This window comes from Pseudoalteromonas sp. bablab_jr010 (assembly GCF_016464105.1).
Classification (GTDB): domain Bacteria; phylum Pseudomonadota; class Gammaproteobacteria; order Enterobacterales; family Alteromonadaceae; genus Pseudoalteromonas; species Pseudoalteromonas simplex.
In genome coordinates this window covers 1-24,166 of record NZ_JACDWV010000209.1, presented here as the reverse complement: position 1 = coordinate 24,166, position 24,166 = coordinate 1, and the positions used below count along the sequence as shown (strand labels likewise).

At 42.5% G+C, this 24,166-nt stretch carries 19 protein-coding genes and 1 tRNA gene; 10 read left to right on the top strand and 10 right to left on the bottom strand.

What is annotated here, in order from left to right; translation table 11 throughout:
* Position 1 precedes the first annotated feature (1 nt).
* The 8 genes from rpoB to JIG37_RS22465 form a co-directional block, all read right to left on the bottom strand.
* Positions 2–4,027: a DNA-directed RNA polymerase subunit beta gene (rpoB, locus tag JIG37_RS22500; RefSeq protein WP_054554831.1), complete on the bottom strand. Its 4,026-nt coding sequence runs from the start codon at positions 4,025–4,027 to the stop codon at positions 2–4.
* Positions 4,028–4,299: 272 nt separating this feature from the next.
* A complete protein-coding gene (gene rplL / locus JIG37_RS22495; protein WP_054554830.1) occupies positions 4,300–4,662 on the bottom strand; it encodes a 50S ribosomal protein L7/L12 in 363 nt (120 codons plus the stop codon).
* 81 nt (positions 4,663–4,743) lie between these two features.
* The gene (gene rplJ / locus JIG37_RS22490) at positions 4,744–5,238 is read right to left on the bottom strand and encodes a 50S ribosomal protein L10 (RefSeq protein WP_054554829.1); all 495 of its coding nucleotides are present in this window, start codon (positions 5,236–5,238) and stop codon (positions 4,744–4,746) included.
* Positions 5,239–5,557: 319 nt separating this feature from the next.
* Positions 5,558–6,262: a 50S ribosomal protein L1 gene (gene rplA, locus JIG37_RS22485; RefSeq protein WP_054554828.1), complete on the bottom strand. Its 705-nt coding sequence runs from the start codon at positions 6,260–6,262 to the stop codon at positions 5,558–5,560.
* A gap of 4 nt (positions 6,263–6,266) precedes the next feature.
* Complete coding sequence (gene rplK / locus JIG37_RS22480; protein ID WP_054554827.1) at positions 6,267–6,695, bottom strand: 50S ribosomal protein L11; 429 nt, start codon at positions 6,693–6,695, stop codon at positions 6,267–6,269.
* 214 nt (positions 6,696–6,909) lie between these two features.
* Positions 6,910–7,467, bottom strand: a complete 558-nt coding sequence (gene nusG, locus JIG37_RS22475) for a transcription termination/antitermination protein NusG (protein ID WP_054554826.1) — start codon at positions 7,465–7,467, stop codon at positions 6,910–6,912.
* A 4-nt stretch (positions 7,468–7,471) separates the two neighbouring features.
* On the bottom strand, positions 7,472–7,849 hold the full coding sequence (secE, locus tag JIG37_RS22470; RefSeq protein ID WP_036971579.1) for a preprotein translocase subunit SecE: 378 nt from the start codon (positions 7,847–7,849) through the stop codon (positions 7,472–7,474).
* Positions 7,850–7,981: 132 nt separating this feature from the next.
* Positions 7,982–8,058 (bottom strand) — tRNA-Trp (locus tag JIG37_RS22465).
* A gap of 216 nt (positions 8,059–8,274) precedes the next feature.
* Between JIG37_RS22465 and JIG37_RS22460 the strand changes: the two genes are divergently transcribed.
* Both JIG37_RS22460 and JIG37_RS22455 read left to right on the top strand, forming a co-directional pair.
* Positions 8,275–12,159, top strand: a complete 3,885-nt coding sequence (locus tag JIG37_RS22460) for a hybrid sensor histidine kinase/response regulator transcription factor (protein WP_206769790.1) — start codon at positions 8,275–8,277, stop codon at positions 12,157–12,159.
* 125 nt (positions 12,160–12,284) lie between these two features.
* Positions 12,285–13,418, top strand: coding sequence for a CsgG/HfaB family protein (locus JIG37_RS22455; RefSeq protein ID WP_187491014.1), 1,134 nt, complete (start codon positions 12,285–12,287; stop codon positions 13,416–13,418).
* 44 nt (positions 13,419–13,462) lie between these two features.
* Here JIG37_RS22455 and JIG37_RS22450 read toward each other — a convergent pair whose 3' ends face one another.
* Complete coding sequence (locus JIG37_RS22450) at positions 13,463–13,963, bottom strand: hypothetical protein (RefSeq protein ID WP_187491013.1); 501 nt, start codon at positions 13,961–13,963, stop codon at positions 13,463–13,465.
* A complete protein-coding gene (deoC, locus tag JIG37_RS22445; protein WP_199530321.1) occupies positions 13,953–14,696 on the bottom strand; it encodes a deoxyribose-phosphate aldolase in 744 nt (247 codons plus the stop codon). Before deoC ends, JIG37_RS22450 begins: the two co-directional genes overlap by 11 nt.
* 272 nt (positions 14,697–14,968) lie before the next feature.
* Between deoC and cysG the strand changes: the two genes are divergently transcribed.
* From cysG to JIG37_RS22405, 8 genes are all read left to right on the top strand, one after another.
* The gene (cysG, locus tag JIG37_RS22440; protein ID WP_187491011.1) at positions 14,969–16,390 is read left to right on the top strand and encodes a siroheme synthase CysG; all 1,422 of its coding nucleotides are present in this window, start codon (positions 14,969–14,971) and stop codon (positions 16,388–16,390) included.
* A gap of 35 nt (positions 16,391–16,425) precedes the next feature.
* Positions 16,426–17,325, top strand: coding sequence for a sulfate adenylyltransferase subunit CysD (gene cysD / locus JIG37_RS22435; protein ID WP_054554821.1), 900 nt, complete (start codon positions 16,426–16,428; stop codon positions 17,323–17,325).
* Complete coding sequence (cysN, locus tag JIG37_RS22430) at positions 17,325–18,749, top strand: sulfate adenylyltransferase subunit CysN (protein WP_138618646.1); 1,425 nt, start codon at positions 17,325–17,327, stop codon at positions 18,747–18,749. Before cysD ends, cysN begins: the two co-directional genes overlap by 1 nt.
* A 32-nt stretch (positions 18,750–18,781) precedes the next feature.
* Positions 18,782–20,509, top strand: coding sequence for an SLC13 family permease (locus JIG37_RS22425; RefSeq protein WP_199530320.1), 1,728 nt, complete (start codon positions 18,782–18,784; stop codon positions 20,507–20,509).
* 14 nt (positions 20,510–20,523) lie between these two features.
* Complete coding sequence (cysC, locus tag JIG37_RS22420) at positions 20,524–21,120, top strand: adenylyl-sulfate kinase (protein ID WP_199530319.1); 597 nt, start codon at positions 20,524–20,526, stop codon at positions 21,118–21,120.
* Positions 21,121–21,123: 3 nt separating this feature from the next.
* Entirely contained in the window at positions 21,124–21,894 is a 771-nt protein-coding gene (gene cysQ, locus JIG37_RS22415; protein WP_199530318.1) for a 3'(2'),5'-bisphosphate nucleotidase CysQ, read from the top strand.
* A gap of 176 nt (positions 21,895–22,070) precedes the next feature.
* Positions 22,071–22,262, top strand: a complete 192-nt coding sequence (locus JIG37_RS22410; protein WP_138600937.1) for a hypothetical protein — start codon at positions 22,071–22,073, stop codon at positions 22,260–22,262.
* A gap of 153 nt (positions 22,263–22,415) precedes the next feature.
* The gene (locus JIG37_RS22405) at positions 22,416–23,681 is read left to right on the top strand and encodes an aromatic amino acid transport family protein (RefSeq protein WP_166340662.1); all 1,266 of its coding nucleotides are present in this window, start codon (positions 22,416–22,418) and stop codon (positions 23,679–23,681) included.
* The last annotated feature ends 485 nt before the right edge of the window (positions 23,682–24,166 follow it).

The following is a 24,166-nucleotide window of genomic DNA, read 5'->3' as shown; positions in this document are numbered from 1 at the left end:
CTTAATTTTCTTCCAACTCGATGTTGATACCCAGTGAGCGGATTTCTTTCAACAATACGTTGAACGATTCTGGCATACCTGGTTCCATCTTATGGTTACCATCTACGATGTTCTTATACATCTTAGTACGACCGTTCACGTCATCCGATTTCACTGTTAGCATTTCTTGTAGAGTATATGCAGCACCGTAAGCTTCTAGTGCCCACACCTCCATCTCACCGAAACGCTGGCCACCGAACTGAGCTTTACCACCCAGCGGCTGCTGAGTAACAAGGCTGTAAGAACCAGTTGAACGTGCGTGCATCTTGTCATCAACCAAGTGGTTAAGTTTCAGCATGTACATGTAACCAACAGTTACTTGACGTTCGAACTGATCGCCAGTACGGCCATCATAAAGTGTAACTTGACCGCTTCTTGGATAACCACCAAGCTCTAGTAAGTCTTTGATTTCGCTTTCACGAGCACCATCAAAGGCTGGAGTTGCGATCGGTAAACCACCTTTCAAGTTATCAGCTAAGCGACGAACTTCATCATCAGAGAACGAGTCGATATCAACTTTCTGACGACAATCACCTAATTCGTAAACTTTCTTAACGAAGCTACGGATTTCGTGCAGTTCACGCTGCTCTTTCATCATTTCTTCTAAACGCTCACCCACACCACGTGCAGCAAGACCCATGTGTGTTTCTAGGATCTGACCGATGTTCATACGTGATGGTACACCTAGCGGGTTCAGAACGATGTCTACCGTACGACCTTTGTCATCGTATGGCATATCTTCTACTGGTACGATAGTCGAGATAACACCTTTGTTACCGTGACGACCCGCCATCTTATCACCTGGTTGGATACGACGTTTAACAGCTAGGTATACTTTAACAATCTTAAGTACGCCTGGTGCTAAGTCATCACCTTGAGTGATCTTACGACGTTTGTTTTCAAACTTCTTATCGTATTCAGCTTTAAGCTCATCGTACTGGGCAGCTAGTTGCTCAAGTTCAGCTTGCTTGTCTTCTTCAGCAAGGCTTTGAGTAAGCAGCTTTTCAGCATTTAGTGATGCAATTGAATCTGCGTTCAGACCTGCGTCAACAAGTAACTTACGAGCACGGTCTAATACACCTGCTTCTAAGATACGGAACTCTTCGTTGAAGTCTTTCTTCGCTTCGCGAAGCTGCATGTCTTCAACTTCTAACGCACGCTTATCTTTTTCAACACCGTCACGGGTGAAAACTTGTACGTCGATTACAGTACCAGTTACAGAGTTTGGTACGCGTAAAGAGCTGTCTTTAACGTCTGACGCTTTCTCACCGAAGATAGCACGTAGTAGCTTTTCTTCTGGTGTTAATTGCGTTTCGCCTTTCGGAGTCACTTTACCTACTAGGATATCGCCGCCTTTAACTTCAGCACCGATATAAACAACGCCTGATTCATCAAGCTTGCCTAGTGCAGACTCACCTACGTTAGGGATATCTGCTGTGATCTCTTCAGGACCTAATTTAGTATCACGTGCGATACATTGTAGTTCTTGAATGTGGATAGTCGTTAGACGATCTTCTTGAACTACACGCTCAGATAGTAGGATTGAATCCTCGAAGTTATAACCGTTCCATGGCATGAATGCCACGCGAAGGTTTTGACCAAGTGCTAAGTCACCTAGGTCAGTCGAAGGACCATCTGCTAATACGTCACCACGTGTTACCGGCTCACCAACCATACAAGTTGGTTTTTGGTTAATACATGTATTTTGGTTTGAGCGAGTGTATTTAGTAAGGTTGTAAATATCGATGCCCGCTTCACCTGGAATACGCTCATCTTCATGTACATTTACAACGATGCGGCTTGCATCCGCATACATTACTTCACCACCACGCTTAGCAACGATAGTTACACCAGAATCTTTCGCTAGTGTAAGCTCGATACCTGTACCTACCAGCGGTTTGTCCGCGATAAGTGTTGGTACGGCTTGACGTTGCATGTTTGAACCCATCAATGCACGGTTAGCATCATCGTGTTCTAGGAACGGGATAAGTGCTGCCGCTACAGAGATCACCTGTTGTGGTGATACGTCCATATATTGCTGGTCCATTTTGCCCATAAAGGTTGATTCACCTTTGTGACGACATGGAATTAGTTCATCAACAAACTCATTGTTTTCGTTCAAGTTTGAGTTCGCCTGAGCGATAACAAACTGACCTTCTTCAATGGCTGATAAGTAATCTACTTCATCAGTAACTACACCGTTTACCACTTTACGGTAAGGTGTTTCTAAGAAACCATAGTCATTAGTACGTGCGTACGTAGACAATGAGTTAATTAGACCGATGTTTGGACCCTCAGGCGTTTCGATTGGACATACACGACCATAGTGAGTTACGTGAACGTCTCGAACCTCGAAGCCAGCGCGTTCACGTGTTAAACCACCCGGGCCTAATGCAGAAATACGACGCTTGTGCGTTACTTCTGAAAGCGGGTTATTTTGGTCCATGAACTGTGATAACTGAGATGAACCAAAGAACTCTTTAACCGCAGCCGAAATAGGCTTAGCGTTAATAAGATCTTGTGGCATTACAGCGTCAAGGTCACCTAAGCTTAAACGCTCACGTACAGCACGCTCAACACGTACTAGACCAACGCGGAATTGGTTCTCAGCCATTTCGCCAACACTACGGATACGACGGTTGCCTAAGTGGTCGATATCATCAACATCGCCAACACCGTTACGAATAGCGATAAGCACTTTCATAACAGCTACGATGTCTTCTTTCGATAATGTGCCAGGGCCAGTATCTGAGTCATAACCTACACGGCTATTGAACTTCATACGACCAACTGTTGATAAATCGTAACGCTCGTCAGAGAAGAACAAGTTATCAAATAAGGCTTCAGCCGCGTCTTTCGTCGGTGGCTCGCCTGGGCGCATCATGCGATAAATTTCTACTAATGCTTCTAAACGGTTGCTTGTTGTGTCGATACGTAATGTATCTGACATGTAGGCGCCGCTGTCCACTTCGTTGATATATAGTGTATCAATCTTAGTGTGACCTGCTTTAACCAATTCAGCCATTAGCTCAAGTGATAGCTCGTCATTCGCGTTTGCGATGATCTCACCCGTTGACTCATCAACATAGTTTTTAGCTACAACACGACCAATGATGTACTCATGCGGTACTTCTAATTGGTTAATACCTTTTTTCTCGATGTTCTTGATGTGACGCGCAGTAATACGACGACCCGCTTCAACAAGGACTTCACCGTCTTCGCCTTTGATATCAAAAGCGGCAGTTTCACCACGTAAGCGTGAAGGAACAAGTTCCATAAGAACTTTACCGTCAGCAACTTCAAACGCAGTTGTATCGAAGAATATCTCTAGGATTTCATCCGTTGAGTACTCAAGTGCACGTAGGATGATTGACGCCGGTAATTTACGACGACGGTCAATACGTACATAAAGGTTATCTTTTGCATCAAACTCGAAGTCTAACCATGAACCACGGTAAGGAATTACACGCGCGTTATAAAGTACTTTACCTGACGAGTGAGTTTTACCGCGGTCGTTATCAAAGAATACACCAGGGCTACGGTGTAGCTGAGAAACGATAACACGCTCTGTACCATTGATAACAAAGGTACCGGTATCAGTCATGAGCGGAATTTCGCCCATGTAAACTTCTTGCTCTTTAATGTCTTTAACTGTGCCTGGTGCTTCTTTGTCCATCACCACAAGACGCAATTTTACGCGAAGTGGAGCAGAATAAGTCACACCGCGAATTTGACATTCTTTTACATCGAATACTGGCTCACCAATACGATAACTTACGTATTGAAGCTCAGAATTTCCCGAGTAGCTTTTGATAGGAAACACAGAACGGAAAGCAGCTTCCAAACCGTGATCGCCATCAGCGTCAGGGACTAAGAATTTTTTAAACGATTCTAACTGCGTCGACAGTAAGAAAGGTATATCCAAAACTTGTGGACGTTTACCAAAATCCTTACGGATACGTTTCTTTTCAGAATAAGAGTAAGCCATGGGGTTCCTCAGCTTGCTGATCTTTGACCCGACCTGTTCTTGTAAGAACAGACTTAACTGGCATCTAAGCCAAGATGTACAACATTAAATTGTTGTTCTATTTTGCTCTGACACTTCCAATACCAAAATAGGTAACAACTTGAAAGTAAAGAGAAAATTAGATTTTATTTGCGTTACAGGATTGCATCGCTCTATAGCGCAAAAAGGCCGGTGATTAAATAATCACCAGCCCTTGCCTGATTACTCAGGCAGCGAACCTAGCGTAAGCTAGATTACTTAACCTCAACTTCAGCACCAGCTTCAGTAAGGTCTTTTGCAAGTGCTTCAGCTTCTTCTTTAGATACACCTTCTTTGATAGGTGCAGGAGCAGCTTCAACAAGTGCTTTAGCTTCTTTAAGGCCAAGACCAGTAGCACCACGTACAGCTTTGATAGCTGCAACCTTGTTAGCGCCAGCGCCAGTAAGGATTACGTCGAACTCAGTCTTTTCTTCAGCTGCTTCAGCAGCAGGACCAGCAACAACAGCAGCAGCTGCAGTTACGCCGAATTTTTCTTCCATTGCTTCAACTAGAGCAACAACGTCCATTACTGACATTTCAGCAATAGCATCAAGGATTTGGTCTTTAGTTACAGACATTACAAATTTCCTAATTATTACGGACTAAATATAGCCCAAAAAAAATATTACACCGAAAGTGAACAAAAAAACAGCTTAAAATTAAGCAGCTTGCTCTTCTTTCTGTACACGTACTGCTTCAATTGTTTTACACAATTTACCTGCAGACGCTTCTTTCATAGCGCTCATTAAGCGTGCAACAGCTTCGTCGTAAGTAGGTAGAGTTGCTAGCATAGCTGCGTCTACTACGTTACCTTCAAATGCAGCCGTCTTAACTTCGAATTTCTCGTTCTTCTTCGCGAAATCTTTGAAGATACGCGCAGCAGCACCTGGGTGCTCTGAAGAGAAAGCGATTAAGCTTGGACCTACAAGTGAGTCAGAAAGGCACTCAAAATCTGTACCTTCAACAGCACGTTTAGCTAAAGTGTTACGAACAACTTTCATCCATACACCAGCTTCACGAGCTTCTTTACGAAGGGCAGTGATAGCACCAACTGTTACACCACGAGAATCTGCAACAACTGCAGAAAGAGCACCAGTGGCTGCTTCGTTGACTTCAGCAACAATTGCTTTTTTGCCTTGAAGATTTAAAGCCATGGGTGTTACTCCTGGTTTAATGGGTTGCCGAAATTGGCTTCCCTGTTCTACTCTTCCCCATCTAAGATGGAGATGCTTTTTACGGCGAGAGCCAGAAGATTAGGAAAAATCTATCTGGGGATTCACACCGTCTACGTAGGTAAAATATTAAGGCCGAAGCCGCCTACGGTCTTGGACGGAAGTCCAATTTATCGTTTTTACCCGAAGGCATTACGAAATTATGGACTTCAACCCGAATTCTTTACTTGTTTTGAAATTAACTTTCTCAACAAAATGGCGCAAAATTATAGTTCAAATTTCGCGCCATGTAAACTCTTAATTAAGCAACAACTGTGCTTAGAGAGTTTTGGTCAACAGCAACACCTGCGCCCATTGTTGTAGAGATAGTTACTTTCTTCACGTAAGTACCTTTTGCTTGAGAAGGTTTAGCCTTCTTAAGCGCAACAATAAGAGCTTCAAGGTTTTGTTGAAGTTGCTCAGCAGTGAAATCAACCTTACCGATAGTAGTATGGATGATACCGTTCTTGTCGTTACGGTAACGAACTTGACCTGCTTTCGCGTTTTTAACTGCTTCTGCAACGTTAGGCGTTACAGTACCAGTTTTAGGGTTTGGCATTAGACCACGTGGACCTAAGATTTGACCTAGTTGACCAACAACACGCATAGCGTCTGGAGATGCAACAACAACGTCAAAGTTCATCTCGCCTTTCTTAACTAGATCAGCAAGATCTTCCATGCCCACTAATTCAGCACCAGCTTCTTTCGCAGCATCTGCGTTAGCGCCTTGTGTGAATACAGCAACACGAACTTCACGACCAGTACCGTTAGGTAGTACAGTTGCACCACGTACGTTTTGGTCAGATTTACGAGCATCGATACCAAGGTTAACAGCAACGTCAACACTTTCTACGAATTTAGCTGTCGCTAACTCTTTTAAAAGAGCAACTGCTTCGTTGATTTCGTAATCTTTAGTTACATCCACTTTTTCGCGGATAGTACGCATACGTTTAGTTAATTTTGCCATTATCTTAGTCCTCTACGTTCAAGCCCATCGCACGCGCAGAACCTGCGATAGTGCGAACTGCAGCGTCCATATCAGCCGCTGTAAGGTCAGGTCGTTTTGTCTCAACGATTTCTTCAAGTTGAGCACGAGTTACTGTACCCACTTTTTCAGTGTTAGGACGGCCAGAACCTGATTTGATGCCTGCAGCTTTCTTAAGTAAGTAAGCAGCCGGTGGAGTTTTCATGTCGAACGTGAAAGAACGGTCACCGTAAACAGAGATCACTACAGGAACTGGAGCGCCTTTTTCGATAGATTCTGTACGTGCGTTGAACGCTTTACAGAATTCCATGATGTTTACACCGTGTTGACCTAGTGCTGGACCTACTGGAGGACTAGGGTTAGCCATACCAGCGGCAACTTGTAGCTTGATAATAGCTTCAACTTTTTTAGCCATAATAAATACCTCATTTGGTGGGTCATAGCCTTGTGCGCGCGAGGACGCGTACTCTAACGGCTTCCCAGTTTAAAAATTGGTTCTCACTTTTTAGTGATAAAACAAGTTGTAACTTGCCCTAACACAAAAAGGCCGCTGATTATAAGTTAATCAGCGGCCTTTTTCAAGCTTATTGCCAAAATATTAAACGATTTTGGCAGCTTTAATTTTTTACTTACTTGTCTTGCTCAACTTGACCAAATTCAAGGTCAACAGGTGTCGAACGACCGAAGATAAGAACAGACACTTTCACGCGGCTCTTCTCGTAATCAACTTCTTCAACAACACCGCTGAAGTCAGCAAATGGACCATCGATAACACGAACAACTTCGCCTGGCTCGAATAATGTAGCTGGCTTAGGTGCTTCAGAGTTCTCTTGAAGACGGTTTAAGATGCGGTCAGCTTCTTTTTGGCTAATTGGTGCTGGACGATCAGACGTACCACCAATGAAGCCCATAACACGAGCAGTGCTGTTCACTAGGTGCCAGCTTGCATCGTTCATGTCCATTTGAACTAGTACGTAACCTGGGAAGAATTTACGCTCAGACTTACGCTTTTGGCCAGCGCGCATCTCAACAACTTCTTCAGTTGGTACTAATACTTCACCAAAACTATCTTCCAAACCTTCGATCTTGATGTGCTCAAGAATAGTTTGTGCTACACGCTTCTCGTAACCAGAGAAAGCTTGTACTACGTACCAACGTAGTTTCTTTTCGTTCTTCTCATCCGACATGGGATTAGATCTCCAATCCAGTTAAAAAGCCTACTGCGCGGAATAAAATGCCATCTAATCCCCAAAGGATAAGCGCCATAATCACAGTTGCAACCATTACAATTAATGTCGTATGTGTTGTTTCTTGGCGAGTTGGCCACACAACTTTACGTACTTCGATACGTGCTTCTTTTGCAAACGCAAGAAAAGTACGACCTTTTTCAGTTAGTGAGGCAATGCCTAAACCAGCTGCAACAGCAACCACTACACCAATAGCACGTAATAATACAGATTGGTCTGCATACATGTGGTTACCAACGACTGCGCCTGCTAGTAGCGCAATTGCTACAATCCACTTTACTGAATCCATCGCACTTGATGGTGTTTCTACATTCGTGCTCATAATATTTTTACCTTAACTACAGACACAACAACCCTGCGCTCTGGCAGGGTTAATCCATTAAAATCTAAACTTAAAAACTGACTTGTTTAAACCGATTTTTAATTTCAGACTTAGCACACATTGTGTAAAAAGTGGCAGGGGCGGAGAGATTCGAACTCCCAACCGTCGGTTTTGGAGACCGCTGTTCTACCAATTGGAACTACGCCCCTGCAAAGTGGATGCCTATTATACTTACGCAATTCATTAACACAAGAGTAAAAGATACCCATTAGTTAAAATCTCATCAGTTCGTTTAAAAATCAATATTAACATTGATTAAAAAGCAGTTTATCATAAACCCATTACAGGAACATAAAACAACATGGATCAGTGTGCTGCTATTAAAATCCCCTTTTAATATTGTATTGTTATGCCTCATTTTGTTGATGGCTAATCAGAGTAGTGCCCGTTCTTTACACCTTAGCACTTTTAATAGTCAACAGGGCCTGAGCCAAAATTCAATCACTTGCAGCATCACTGACCAACAAGGTTTTTTATGGTTTGCCACACAAGGTGGCTTAAATCGCTTTGATGGTTATGAATTTAAGCGTTTTAAAGCTAACAGCGATGATAAAAGCATTTCAGGGAATTGGATCACAGGCTGTGTTAGAGATAGTAAAAACCAGCTATGGTTTTCGACTGCAAGCAAAGGGCTTAATAGACTCAACCCTAAAACCGGTCTGTTTGAGGTGTTTTCTACACACCATAATGAAAGCCTAAGTGAAGATAAAATTTGGTCTATGGCGTTAGCTAAAGACGATGTTATGTGGCTTGGCCACGAACACGGTAAATTAACCCGTTTTGATGTATCAAATAATAGCTTTACACACTTTCACTATGAATCAGCGCAGCCACTGGTTCGAGACATTGTTATTACCGATGAACTAATTTGGCTTGCCACAGATAAAGGGCTTATTTCATTTAACTCAAGCACAGAGCAATTTACTCAGCATGCTCAGATTTCCGTGCCGCTCTGGCATCTCAAATTGCTTAATGACGAAAAGCTGCTTATTGGCGCTAAAAAAGGTCTTTATATATTAAATTTAGCTACGCAAAGTAGTGAAAAAATCGAACAGTTTAATGGAATCTGGGTAACAGACAGCCTCGTTGACCAACAGCAAAACCTTTGGCTTACAAGCTACGGGCAAGGTCTATACCTTTTACCTGCAGGTGCTGACTTACAAGAGCGATTCACTCAACATCGTCATGACAAACAAAACCACAATGGCTTAAGCAGCGACTATTTGCTTTCTCTTTATCAAGACTCGCAAGGTATTATTTGGCTGGGCACAGACGGCTATGGTGTGCACCGCTATGATCCTAAGCAGCAACAGTTCTCTCATCAATTAAAAACCTCTCAAGCAAATTCGTTAAGTCATAACTTTGTCCGTTCAATAGTTAAAAGAGCCAATGGTGAGGTCTGGGTTGGTACCCGTGATGGACTCAATCGCAAAACAACCTCTGGTTATCAGCACTTTAAAGACGCCCTAACCAATAACAATATATTTGCCCTACACGAAGACGCTAACCAGCAGTTGTGGATAGGTACGTACGGAGGCGGCTTAATAAAGTATCAAGACAGCCTTGATGAGTTTACAACTTTCACCATGCAAAGCCACCAGCTAGCCAGTGACCGTGTTTACGCAATTACCAGCGACAAAACAGGTGCGCTTTGGCTTGGTAGTAACCAAGGCCTAACCCGTTTCGAGCCTGCCTCTGCCAAAGTAACTCACTATAAGCACAGTGATACGCAAAATAGCCTTGCCAACAACACCGTATTTACTTTGGCTTATGATAATAAAGAGCATGCACTGTGGATTGGTACCCGAGCAGGACTCAATAAACTCGATATATCAACAGAGCAATTTAGTTTATTAGATGAACAAAGCTCTGGTGAGACAGGGCTTAGCCACAATATGGTTACCTCTTTATTACTCAGTGAAGACAGCATTTGGGTTGGCACCATGCAAGGCTTGAATCAAGTCAACAAGCACACCCTCACAGTGAAACAGATTACTGAACAACAAGGTTTAGCTAATGACAACATTTTTGACATTCTTGCCGATAAACAAGACATGCTTTGGCTTGCAACCAATGGCGGACTCACTCGTTATAACCCCAGCACGCAGCAAATGCAGCAGTTTCTACCAGAAGACGGCATTCAGCATCAATCATTTATATTAGGTGCGAGCTTTCAAGCTGACGATGGCGAGTTATTTTTTGGTGGTATTAATGGCTACAATCATTTTTACCCTGAGCAACTAACCTTATCGCACACACCCCCTACGCCAGTGTTAACTGAGTTATTACTTAATAACCAAACAATTAAAAGTAATCATTTTGATAAGCAAACCAATACCCTTGCTAGTGCAACTCAGACATTCTCGTTTGCAAAATCAGCGGGGGTTATCGGCTTTAAATTTAGTGCATTAAAAAATGGTGCGACTCCAAAACATTATCAATATGGCTACAAGCTAGCTGGCTTTGATGAGCAATTTTTATATACCGATGCATCCCTTAGACAAATTAACTATCCACAGCTGCCTGCTGGTCACTACCAGTTATTGCTAAAAGCAAAAGATCAATATGGTCAATGGAGTGACAGTACACAGCTGTTAGAACTTACTGTTGTGCCTCCTTGGTGGCAAACTAAACTAGCCTACTGTATTTACTTTGTGTTTGCTTTAGCACTGACTTGGCTTGTGTTAAATGCCTTGTACAAGCGCAAACTAGCAGAGCAAGAGAAGCAAACCGAAATTGAGCTAAACAAATTAAAAGACCAGTTTTTAGATAACATTAGCCACGAACTCAAAACACCACTTAGCTTAATACTCGCTCCGATCAGTCAATTGCAGCGAAGCAATGCCGATCCAAAAGCTCAAACGCAACTAGCCAGTATTAAACGAAACTGCCAACGCTTACTAGAGCTAATCAATCAACTTTTACAATTGAGTCAACGCCCAAGCACGGCAATTTACACTGTCAGCCCCTATTCTATTACGCCATTTTTAACAGATTTAGTGGCGGATTTCAGGCCTCTGTATGAGCAAAAACAGCTGCAATTTAGCTTCACTGACACCACCACTACAGCACTTAAGATTAACCTTGCTCCTGAACATGCTCACTCGATTTTTAGTAATCTGATAAGCAACGCTCTTAAGTACACCCCTGCAGGTGGCACAGTCGATATTCACCTTAGTGAAGTACAACAAGCGTTAAAGTTTAAAATTACTGATACCGGTGTGGGTATTGCCAGTGAGCATCAGCAGTCGATTTTTCAGCGCTTTACTCGCTTAACATCGTCAGAAGCAGGAAGTGGTATTGGCCTGAGCTTAGTAAAACAACTCGTTGAACAATACGGTGGTTCTATCAGTGTAAGCAGTAAAATCGCTGAAGGTAGCTGCTTTACTGTGTCATTACCTATGATTGAAAGTGCTGATAATCAAGCCAGTAGCGCTATGCAAGTTCATACCTCACAACCAACACTGCTGATTGTTGAAGATAATGAGGAAATGGCAGAGCTACTCCTTTCTTTATTTAATAAAGAGTTTAACTGTATCTGTGCAACTGATGGTCAGCAAGCTCTCGACCTTTGCCAGTCAAACTTACCTGAGCTCATTATTAGTGATGTGATGATGCCAAATATGGATGGTTATCAATTATTAGCAGCACTGCGTTCAAACCCAGCCACCAGCCACATTCCGGTATTATTACTTTCTGCTAAAGCAGATACCCACAGCCGCTTAAAAGGGCTGGATTTATTAGCTGATGATTTTTTGAGTAAACCTTTTGAACCTACTCTACTAGTTAGCAGAGTAAAAGGCCTGCTTAATCTGAGACAAATTTTAAACCAGCACCTAACAGCACAACTGGCAGCTCCTCTGAATAGCGATACAGCCGCTGTAACAGTACAAAATAAAGATTATTCCTTCACTGAAAAGCTTAAGCAGACAGTACAAGCACACTACCAAGATGAAAGCTTCTCGGTTGAGCAGCTAGCCTCTGCGTTATGTTTAAGCTCACGAGCTCTGCAACTAAAAATGAAAGCCTTGTACTCACAAACACCTTCTGATTATTTGCGCAATACTCGCTTAGAGTTTGCAAAAAAACAGCTAATCGATAGCGCGTTAGCAATTGGTCAAGTCGCAGAGCAAGCAGGTTTTAGTTCACAAAGCTATTTTGCCCGAAGCTTTAAGAGCTATGTTGGCTTATCACCAAAACAGTATCGAGAAAAACATCAAAAACATGCCGAATTTCGCGTCAGTGAATAAAGTTTTCGCCTGAGTGCTATTAATAAAACACTGATTTTTATAGCTTATCCATACAAACGTCAATAACAACAAAGCCCATAGTGCGGCGTTATTTACTGCATGAGATATAAGTTAAGGAAAGTCATATGCTCACTAAAACACACAAAGCAATTTCGATTACGTTACTTGCTGCGGCACTTACTGCATGCCAGAGTACTTCGACAACCACCAGCAATACCAATAGCCCAGATATAAACGAAGTTGCACAGCAGCAATACAATGGCCCAAAAGCTCGGATCGCTGTTGCTCGCTTTACTGATAAATCAAATGATTCACATTGGTGGCGTAAAGAAATTGGTGAAGGTATGGCCGATCAACTTACAACCGCATTAGTTAGCACCAATCGCTTTATTGTTTTAGAACGACAAGCACTTGATGCCGTATTATCAGAACAAGACCTTGCTGTGTCAGGCCGTGTGAGTGCAGCATCAGGAGCTGCGTATGGTGAAATAGAGGGAGCCGAAATTGTTGTGATTGCCGCAGTCACAGAGTTTGATGATGACAACTCAGGCACTCGTGTCGGCAGTGGTGGCTTTATCGGCGATGTATTTAGCTCGGTATCGGCGGGTTTTTCAAGTTCGCACATGGCGATTGATTTACGATTAATCGATACGCGTACTTCTCGTATTTTAGCCGCTACCAGTGTTGAGGGCGGCAGTAAAGATTTTGACTTTACATCTGCTGCTACCAATTTTGGTGGCGCACTCGTTGGTGGTAACTTAAGTAGCTGGTCAAACACACCAAAAGAAAAAGCATTGCGCGAAGTGATCGTAAAAGCTGTTGAGTTTTTAGAGTCAAAAGTGCCAACAACTTATTATCGCTATAATAGTGATAACACCATTGCAGCTGGCCATACAGCCCCTGCACCACTAAAAGTAACCGCAGCTGCAGCTCCTGCTAAAGCGCCAGTTGCATCGGTTAGTGTTCCAACTCACAGAATGCCTTACTACGAAAAAACAGACTTAGCGATGTCACGACTGAACTTGGTTTGTTTGGGTTATTTGAAAAGGCAGCCTCACTACGAAGAATATGAAATAGAAGACGTAGAGTACGATCAAGCAACGGTGATTGCGCTCACTGAGTATCAGCAAGAAAAAAAGCTGAAAGTGACTGGCCTTGCTGATGAGACAACTAAAAAGTCTCTTGATGATTCAGGGTGTATTGCCAAAACAAACAAATCAAGTTTAGAAAGCTTTGGCAGTATGTTTAAATTTAACTAAGCAAACTAACAGCCAGTGCCCGCACTGGCTGTTTAAAACCTTAGTTATAAAATTTGTAATAACTCACCACGATAAAAATCACATAACAACCAAATTTGTTGAAATGGATGATGCTTAGGCACATCAAGGTGAGTAAGTACTGACTTAAAATCATCAAGATGCCATATAGTACTGGCATTTCGAATTAATAACCAAGGCTGAGTAGACTCGTAGTGTTTCTTAGCTTTTTGTGCCAGCAAGCGATGTAAAGCACAGTGCAAACGCTCGTTACTGGGTGCTAAAGCCATTTCAGCAAGATCTCGTTGCATTGAGATAGACAGCGGCCGACCTAACACCGCCATTGCTTCTGTTTCGCTGGCATATAAATGTGCGACTTCAATATCAAGCCGTGCATCACCTTTATAACAACTCACGTCTGGCTTACTTGGCGTATTATGCCAAATATTACGCATACTCACGCCAAACTGCTTTTCGTAACAGCGTAAAAACAACTTTGCTGCGCCATGCTCGAGCGCTATTTTCTCTTGTTCACTTTCACGATTCATTTAATGTTGCATACACATCTTTTAATAACCCAGAAGCGCCAAAACGAAATAGCTCAGGTTGTAAATACGCTTCACCCATAATTGACTCAGCTAGGGCTAAATACTCAGCAGCATCGGTGACTGTTCTGACCCCGCCTGCCGCCTTAAAACCAACCTTTTTGCCACTCGCTTTTATAGTGCTTAACATGATGTCTGTTGCAGCTAGCGTTGCATTAACAGCCACTTTACCTGTACTGGTTTTAACGAAATCAGCGCCGCCATCAATTGCCAGCTTAGTTGCTTTTGCAATGAGATCATCGCTTAATTCGCCACTTTCGATAATAACTTTAAGTTGCGCTTGGCTGCCACATGCCTCTTCTGACGCTTTGACATACTCTAAAACTTTGCGCTCATCACCGGCAATTAGCGCTTTATAAGGGATCACTAAATCAATTTCATCAGCGCCGCGCTCAATGGCAAACAGGGTTTCATTTAACACTTGCTCTAATGATTGCTCCCCACTAGGAAAGTTAGTAACTGTAGCCACTTTGACTTGCTGTAGTTCGCGCTCAGCGAGTGCCAGTTTTGCGTCACTGACAAACTGGCTATACACACAGACCGCTGCAGGAATGCCTAACTTAGGCTCAATACTGGCAATCAAGTGATTAATGGTTTGTGTTGTGTCGCTGTCATTCAGAGTTGTTAAGTCCATCAGTGCCACCGCTTGGGCAGCGCTTGTTTGCATTTTAGTCATAGCTCTTATATTTGTGTTGCCATATTAGTGACCTATAGTAGCAAATTTTTATCATTCGGCTATAAATCATAACTAATCACCATAAGGCTGCTTATTTACTTGTAACTCGCCGCAATCCCTTGTTAACTAAGTCTTAAGCCAAAACAAACCACCTGGTATAACTTTTAGTTATATAAACTTGGTTTTAATTATTTTTTACTTTTTTTAGAGCACTATATTCTGCTTGCCTGCAATAAGCAGTTTCGTTGATGTGTTTTAGGGGTGAGAACAAAGTGCAATATTTACCAATCTTTACCAAATTAGACGACAAACCTGTGCTGGTAGTCGGCGGTGGAGATGTCGCGTTACGCAAATGCCGCGCATTTTTAAAAGCACGTGCTCATGTGACGCTAGTCGCCCCTGAATTTTGTGATGAGCTACTTGCTCTTGCTAAGCAAAACGAAGTAAACCTGATCACTGATATATTCAAAGAACAATATTTAGATCAACAAATGCTGGTGATCGCTGCAACTGATATAGACAGCGTTAACAAAGACGTGTTCGAACTTGCGAATGCGCGCAATATTTTCGTTAACGTGGTGGATGATCAACCTAAGTGTAGCTTTATTTTTCCATCAATTGTTGACCGTGATCCAATCACTATTGCAATTTCAAGCGCAGGCACAGCGCCAGTATTAGCACGTCGTTTACGCGAAAAACTCGAAACGCTTATTCCACAGCATATTGGTCCACTCGCTACATTAGTTGGTAGCTTTCGTGACAAAGTAAAACAACGCTTTAAACACTTTGCCGATCGTCGCCAGTTTTGGGAAGGCGTATTTGATTCATCAGTTGTAAGCAAAGTCCAAGCGGGTAATACCGAAGCTGCAACAGCGCAGTTAGAGCAATTGTTAGATGCAAAGCCAGAACCAGAAGGCGAAGTGTATGTTGTAGGTGCAGGCCCAGGTGACCCTGAGCTATTAACCTTAAAAGCACTGCAGTTAATGCAACAAGCCGACGTAGTTGTATATGACTACTTAGTTTCTGATGAAATTATGGATTTAGTACGCCGTGATGCCGACCTAGTTTGCGTAGGTAAAAGGTTAGGCGATCACAGTGTGGCGCAAGAAGATACCAATCAGATGTTGGTCGATTTTGCCAAGCAAGGCAAAAAAGTATGCCGTATTAAAGGCGGCGACCCGTTTATTTATGGTCGTGGTGGTGAAGAAGTACAAGTTCTTGCCGCGAATAAAGTGCGTTACCAAATCGTACCGGGTATTACTGCTGCTGCAGGTTGTAGCGCTTATGCAGGTATTCCACTTACTCACAGAGATCATGCGCAAGCCATTCAGTTTGTAACGGGTCACTGTAAAAAAGATGGTCAAGAATTAGATTGGCAGTCACTTGCCAAGCCAAATCAGACCTTAGCGATTTATATGGGCGTGATTAAATCACCGCATATTCAAGCACAACTATTAAAACATGGCCGTGGTGCAGATACCCCCGTTGCCATTATCGAAAACGGCACACGTAAAGAACAACGTGTGATTACAGGGCAATTAGGTGAGCTGGCCGACTTGATTTCGCGCCATAGCATTATTTCACCCGCCCTATTAATTATTGGCGAAGTTGCATCATTGCACCATCAGCTTGCATGGTTTGGTCAAACAGAACAAACCAGCAGCTTTGCCCAGCCAATAACTGGCGTAGCTTAATTTAACTTTTAATCATTTTAGTAGGACGACTAACAATGGCTTTAACACACCTTCAGCAATTAGAAGCTGAAAGTATCAAAATCATGCGCGAAGTTGCTGCTGAGTTTGAAAACCCGGTGATGCTTTACTCAATCGGTAAAGATTCATCAGTGTTATTACACTTAGCGCGTAAAGCGTTTTATCCAGCAAAGATCCCATTTCCACTTTTACACGTTGACACCAACTGGAAGTTTAAGGAAATGATCGCGTTTCGTGACCGCCTAGCTAAAGAGTATGGCTTTGATTTAATCGTCCACAAAAACCCTGAAGGGTTAGAGATTGATATCAATCCATTTGTACACGGCTCGGCAAAGCACACCGACATCATGAAAACGCAAGGCTTAAAGCAAGCGTTAGATAAATACGGCTTTGATGCTGCGTTTGGTGGTGCACGTCGTGACGAAGAGAAATCACGTGCTAAAGAGCGTGTTTACTCATTCCGTGATAAACATCACAGATGGGATCCAAAAAACCAACGTCCAGAGCTTTGGAATACGTACAACAGCCAAGTTAACCCAGGTGAAAGCATTCGTGTATTCCCGTTATCTAACTGGACTGAGCTGGATATTTGGCAGTATATCTACCAAGAAAACATTGAAATGGTTCCTCTTTACCTTGCCAAAGAGCGCCCTGTTGTTGAGCGTAACGGCACGCTAATCATGGTTGATGATGAGCGTATGCCATTAGAAGAAGGCGAAGTACCGCAAATGAAGTCGGTACGTTTTCGTACTCTTGGTTGCTACCCACTAACAGGTGCTGTGGAATCAACAGCAGGTACCTTAACTGAAATTATCGAAGAAATGCTGCTTTCAACCTCTTCTGAGCGTGAAGGCCGCGTGATTGATCACGACTCTGCTGGTTCAATGGAAAAGAAAAAACGTGAGGGCTATTTCTAATGTCTAAAACAAACGACACGATTAATGAAGTAAGAGAGTTAGGCATCGACGCCTACCTTGCACGTCAACAAGACAAAAGCCTTTTACGCATGCTGACCTGTGGTAGTGTGGATGACGGTAAATCAACGCTGATTGGCCGCCTTTTACATGACAGTCACCAAATTTATGAAGACCAACTTGCAGCCCTGCATAAAGACAATGAAAAAGTCGGTAATGCCGGTGAAGAGCTTGATTTAGCACTTCTTGTAGATGGTCTTCAAGCAGAGCGTGAGCAAGGTATTACCATTGACGTTGCTTATCGTTACTTCTCAACAGCAAAACGTAAGTTCATTATTGCTGATACACCAGGACATGAGCAGTACACGCGTAACATGGTAACCGGCGCATCAACCAGTGATGTGGCGATTATCTTAGTTGATGCGCGTTACGGCGTACAAGTACAAACTAAGCGTCATAGCTTTATCTGTGACTCATTAGGTATTAAGCAGTTTGTTGTTGCTATCAACAAGATGGATATCGTCGATTTCGATGAAACCGTATACGAAAAAATCAAAGCCGACTACCTTAAGTTTGCAGATCAACTAAACGTTACTAATATCAAGTTTGTGCCTATGTCTGCACTAAAAGGTGACAACGTAGTTACACGCTCAGAGCACACACCTTATTACACAGATAAACCACTTCTTGAGTTACTTGAAGACTCACCAGCGGCTGAAATTGATAACGGGTTTGAAGCGCGTCTTCCGGTGCAATATGTGGTACGCCCTAACTTAGACTTCCGTGGCTTCCAAGGCACTCTAACGTCTGGCAAGTTCAGCGTGGGTGATGCTGTAAAAGTATTACCATCAGGTAAAAGCTCAAGCATCAAAGAGATTGTCACTTTCGATGGCAACTTAGATACCGCTGAAGCAGGCCAAGCAATCACTTTAACGTTAAACGACGAAATTGATATCAGCCGTGGCGATGTGATTGTACCAGCCGCTTCAAAAGCAGCTGTAACAAACCGTATTCAAGCTAAATTAGTATGGATGCATGAAGCACCGTTAGTATTAGGTAAAAGCTATAACTTTAAATTAGGCAGCAAAAACACCTCGGCAGTGGTAAGAAAAATCGATCACACGATTGATGTAAATACCCTTGAGCATGGTCAAGCTGATTCATTACAACTTAACGAAATTGCGATTGTAACCTTAGAGCTTACAGAAACAATTTTGGCTGATGAGTACCACAACAACCATGAAACAGGTGCGTTTATCCTAATTGACCGCCTATCAAACCTAACCGTTGCGGCAGGTATGATTGAGCAATTACTTAGCACTGAAGAACAACAAAGTAGCTTTAGCGACTTTGAAGTTGAATTTAACGCTTTAGTCCGCAAGCACTTCCCTCATTGGCAAGCGCTTGATATAACTAAGCTTAAATAACCACTATTCGCCTGTTATAGGAAGTAAAAAGCATGTATCAACAGCTGGTATTAACAGGCATTATGCTGGTATTAGTGGGGTGCCTTTTTGGCACTCGACTAAAACCTGCATGGTTATTTGTCGGCGCCATTGGTATTAGTTATTTAGCTGGGCTAATAAGCCTTGAAGATATGCTAATTAACTATGCAAACCCTTCTTTAATCACTCTTATTCTACTTGTACTCGTTTCGATAGCTGTAGAAAAAACCACGTTAGTACAAAAGCTTGCTCAGTCTCTTTCGAAAGGCAGCCTGACAAGTTCGGTGACCAAGCTTGGTTTATCAACCGCCTTTTTATCATCATTTACCAATAATACTGCGGTAGTGGCATCGCTGATCAGTGCGATAAAAGAAAGCCCAACACATTCACCGTCTAAACTTTTATTGCCTTTATCATACACCGCCATTTTAGGTGGCACGATCACCCTGATTGGCACCTCAACCAATTTAATTGTTAATGGCTTTGCCGTTGAAGCGGGCATGGAGCCGCTTGGCTTTTTTGATTTTACCTTGATTGGCTTAGGCGCACTGAGCGTTGGCCTTATCACTATTTTAGTGATGCTCAAGTATTTACCAGATAACGGTAAAAACGACCAAGAAGTGGTGCCCTTTTACCTAGAAGGTAAAGTAGAAGCAGGCTCAAAACTCATTGGTAAAAGTGTTGAGGAAAATGGCCTTCGTGAATTAAAAGACTTGTTCTTAGCCGAAATAATCCGCGGTGATAAACGTATTTGTGCGGTTACCCCAAAACAAGTTATCAATGAAGGTGACGTATTACTTTTTGTAGGTGATATAAAGTCAGTACCTCTGCTCACCCAATTTGACGGCTTAAAAGTTGTGCACGACAAACATGAGAAAGACGTTGAGCACCTAGTTGAAGTTGTTGTTAGCCATTCTTCAAAATACATTGGTAAAACAATTAAAGAAATTCGCTTTCGTGAACAATTTCATGCTGCCGTTATTGCTATTCGTCGCGGCCATGACCGTTTACAAGGTGGTTTGGGTAAAGTTCAGTTGCAAGCTGGTGACTCGCTGATCCTAGCGCCTGGCAAAGAGTTTTACTCGCTACCTAATTTAAAACGTGAGTTCGTTTATATTTCAGGCCTTGATTTACAAACCCATTTAAAACCTAAGCAATCAAATATTGTGTTAGCAAGTTTTGCAGCCGTATTGGGGTTAAGTATTGTTGGCCTCGTTCCTTTAGTGAAAGGCCTACTCGTTCTTCTTATCGGTTTAATGCTAACGGGTACAATCAAGCTAAGTGAAGTAAAACGTCGTTTTCCAATTGAGTTACTCGCAGTAGTGGGTAGTGCTATTGGCCTTGCCAAACTCATGATAGGCACAGGCCTTGCCGGTGAAATTTCATCAGCCATGTTATACGTATTAGGTGATTTTGGGCCTTACGGGGCATTTATCGCAATATTCTTGATGACGGTTTTGTTTACCGAACTCATTACCAATAATGCCGCTGCCGCGCTTTCATTTCCGGTAGCGTATGCACTCGCCGTTGGTTTTGATGTATCACCGTTGCCTTTTATTATGGCTGTCGCATTTGGTGCATCAGCGAGTTTCATTTCGCCATTTGGTTATCAAACTAACTTGATGGTTTACAGCGCGGGAAATTACCGCCTTAAAGATTACATTGCCATGGGCTTACCTTTATCGATTATTTACTCGATTACGGTTTTAACACTCATACCACTGGTATTCCCATTTCAATAACGAGAGTAAAGACAATGGATGAAAATATCGTTTGGCATAATTACGCCATTAGCAAATCACAGCGTAGTGAGCAAAAAAAGCATAAGCCAACCATTTTATGGTTCACAGGTTTTTCAGGCTCAGGCAAAAGCACTGTTGCAAACGCACTAGAAAGCTCATTAAACCAATTAGGTGTTCACACCTACCTACTCGATGGCGACAATGTGCGTCATGGCTTGTGTAAAGATCTTGGCTTTACTGATGAAGACCGCGTAGAAAACATTCGCCGCGTCGGTGAAACGGCAAAGCTGATGGTCGATGCCGGTCTTGTGGTATTAACCGCATTTATTTCGCCATTCCAAAGCGAACGCGATATGGTAAGAAACTTAGTAGAGGATGGTGAGTTTATTGAGGTATTTTTAGATACCCCGCTCGACGTATGTGAAACACGCGACCCTAAAGGGCTTTATAAAAAAGCCCGTGCAGGTGAAATTAAGCACTTCACAGGTATCGACTCAGACTATCAAATCCCTACATCGCCAGAAATTAAAATCGATACCAGTAAAAACACCCTAGACCAATCGGTGCAAGAGCTGGTAGCGTATTTAAAACAACAGCAAATTATAGGTTAAGTCATGAATCAAACGGAACTGCTAGAAGAAATCTTACTCCTCGCACGCCAAGCCGGCAGTGCAATAATGGGGATTTACGAAAAGGACTTTAATGTTGAGTACAAAGCTAATGAAAGCCCAGTGACCGACGCCGACCTAGCAGCTCACAAAGTGATTGTGAATGGCTTACAACATCTCACCCCTGATGTACCAATTCTAAGTGAAGAAAGCGCTGATATTAGCTGGGATATTCGTCAAACTTGGCAACGCTACTGGTTAGTAGACCCAATTGATGGCACCAAAGAGTTCATCAAAAAGAATGGCGAGTTCACAGTGAACATTGCCTTGATTGAAAAAGGTAAACCAGTATTAGCTGTTGTCGATGCACCGGCATTAGGTGTGTCGTATATTGCCGCAGAAGCAATTGGTGCCTTTAAAGATAAAGGTGATGAGCGCATTGAACTTAAGGTAACCCGTAAACCAAATAAAGGGCTTATCCGTGTTGTCGGCAGCCGTTCACACCCTTCTCCTGATCTAGCTGAATTTGTAAAACAGTTTGAAGATGTAGAAATGGTTTCAAAGGGCAGCTCGCTAAAACTTTGTCTTGTTGCCGAAGGTAGTGCTGATATATACCCACGCCTAGGCCCAACCTGTGAGTGGGATACCGGAGCAGGTCATGCGATTGCCGAAATAGCAGGCGCAACGGTTAGCAAACTCGATGGCAGCCCACTACTGTATAACAGTAAAGAAGAGTATCTGAATCCGTATTTTGTCGTATCGGCATTACAGGACTAAAAGCATTCCGTTAAATACCGTAGGCTGGGTAGAGCGTAGCGAAACCCAGCGTCTCCCCTGTCATCGCAAAATAAATATCAAAATTTCATATTCCCTACTTTATGACCACAATCATCTAGCCAATAAGTCCTTGTTCCTATAGTATTTTGCTCTCTCAAACTCATAAAGGAATAACCATGACGACTGTTGAAAAAGCAATTGAATCTGGCTACGAGGCCCAAATTAGCGCACTTTATAAAGCCCTTTCACAAGGAGTGCTTGCCGCTAATGGCGATGAAAGTGAAATCACTGCAGCTGAGGCACGTTTTAAGAAAGGTTTAGCATTTGCCGCAGATATTAAAGCTCGCGCACTTGCAGCAGCAGAATAAATACCACAACTGGGCTTTATAAATAAGCCCAACTTTCTTCTTTTGTAAGTCTCTCCTTACAGCATAGTTATTTAAATACAACGCTAAAACATGCATTCTAAGTCGCTTTTCTATATGCTGCGCGACAATTATTATTCTAATAGTGGAGTGCTAATGAACACACATCAAGATGCTATGCCGTATGATGCATCGACAACAAGTAGTAACTCAAAATGGAATCTTCATGACACCCAATGGGTATTAAGTTTATTTGGCACCGCAGTCGGTGCAGGGATTTTATTCTTACCAATTAATATCGGTATCGGCGGATTTTGGCCTTTGATTATCATGGCGTGTCTTGCCTTTCCGATGACTTACTTAGCTCACAGAGGCTTAGCCCGATTTGTTTTATCATCAAAACAGCCTGAAGCAGACTTTACCGATGTAGTAGAAGAACACTTTGGCATTAACGCCGGGCGCTTAATCTCTTTACTGTATTTTCTCTCTATCTTCCCTATCTTACTTATTTACGGTGTTGGATTAACCAACACTGTTGATAGCTTTATCGTTAATCAACTAGGTATGGAATCACCACCACGCGTACTGTTATCTGGTGTACTCGTTGGCGGTATGATCAGTTTAATGCTTGGTGGCGAAGCACTGATGTTACGTGCTTTTGCAATCCTTGTTTATCCTCTCGTCGCTATCTTGTTTTTCTTATCGATTTACCTGATCCCAAGCTGGCAAATGCCAGATGTGTCTGTCCCTGAGTTTTCAGGCTTTATGAAAACACTTTGGTTATCAATACCTATCATTGTATTCTCATTTAGCCACGCAGCTGCGATCTCAAGCTTTGTGCATGTACAACGTGCTCACTATGGCAACAATGCTAAAATGAAGTCAGAAGCAATTCTAAAGCGTACTAGCCTACTATTAATCGTGTTTGTTTTACTGTTTGTATTCTCGTGTGTGCTGTCACTATCTACTGAACAAATGATACAAGCAAAAGCTGATAACGTGTCTATCTTGTCATTCCTTGCCAATATTACAGATAACTCGTTTATTGCTACCTTAGGGCCATTAGTAGCCTTTATCGCGATTACGTCTTCATTCTTAGGTCACTTCTTAGGTGCCCGTGAAAGCTTCAACGGCCTTGTTAGTAAGCAAGCCCATATGAACCCTAAACTCGTTGATAAGATTGGCACTGTTATCATGTTCTTTGCTATTTGGTATTGCTCGGTGATCAACCCAAGTATTTTAGACATGATGGATCAGCTGTCAGGCCCTATCATCGCCATGATCCTTTTCATCATGCCAATGATTGCCGTTTATAAAGTACCTAGCTTACACAAATACAGAAACCGCTTAAGCACACTGTTCGTATTAACAGTTGGCTCTCTAGCCGTATTTGCGCTTATCTACAGTATGATTATTAAGTAATCTCATCATTACTAGATATAGAAGCCCAGCCGGGAAACCGGCTGGGCTTTTTTGTTAGCAACTGAAAGGTTGGAAGGCGTGGCGTAGGTTGGGTTGAGCGCAGCGAAACCCAACAGCGTGGTAATTCGTCATGCACAATGCAGAGGTAAAGTTCATTAATAAAAGACGAATTAGCGCAAGGTGAAATAAGCCGTTTTAGAGATCGCTAACCTGTTAGACCAGTAGAGATTTTAAGAATTTTTAACCATGGGTTATGAAGAGGGTTATATGGATTATGTTGGGTTTCGCTCCTCTCTACCCAACCTACCTGGAGAATGAACAGGGTGAGCTTAGAATGACTCTGTACTAAACAACCCCGCAGTTCAACTTTACCCTTGCTAACTTGTAATACCATTCCGCTTAAATATCTGATCTAATATAGGCTATATAAAATCACCGGTTAATAACATTGAATCCAAACATATCTGAACAGCTTTTAGCGCTTT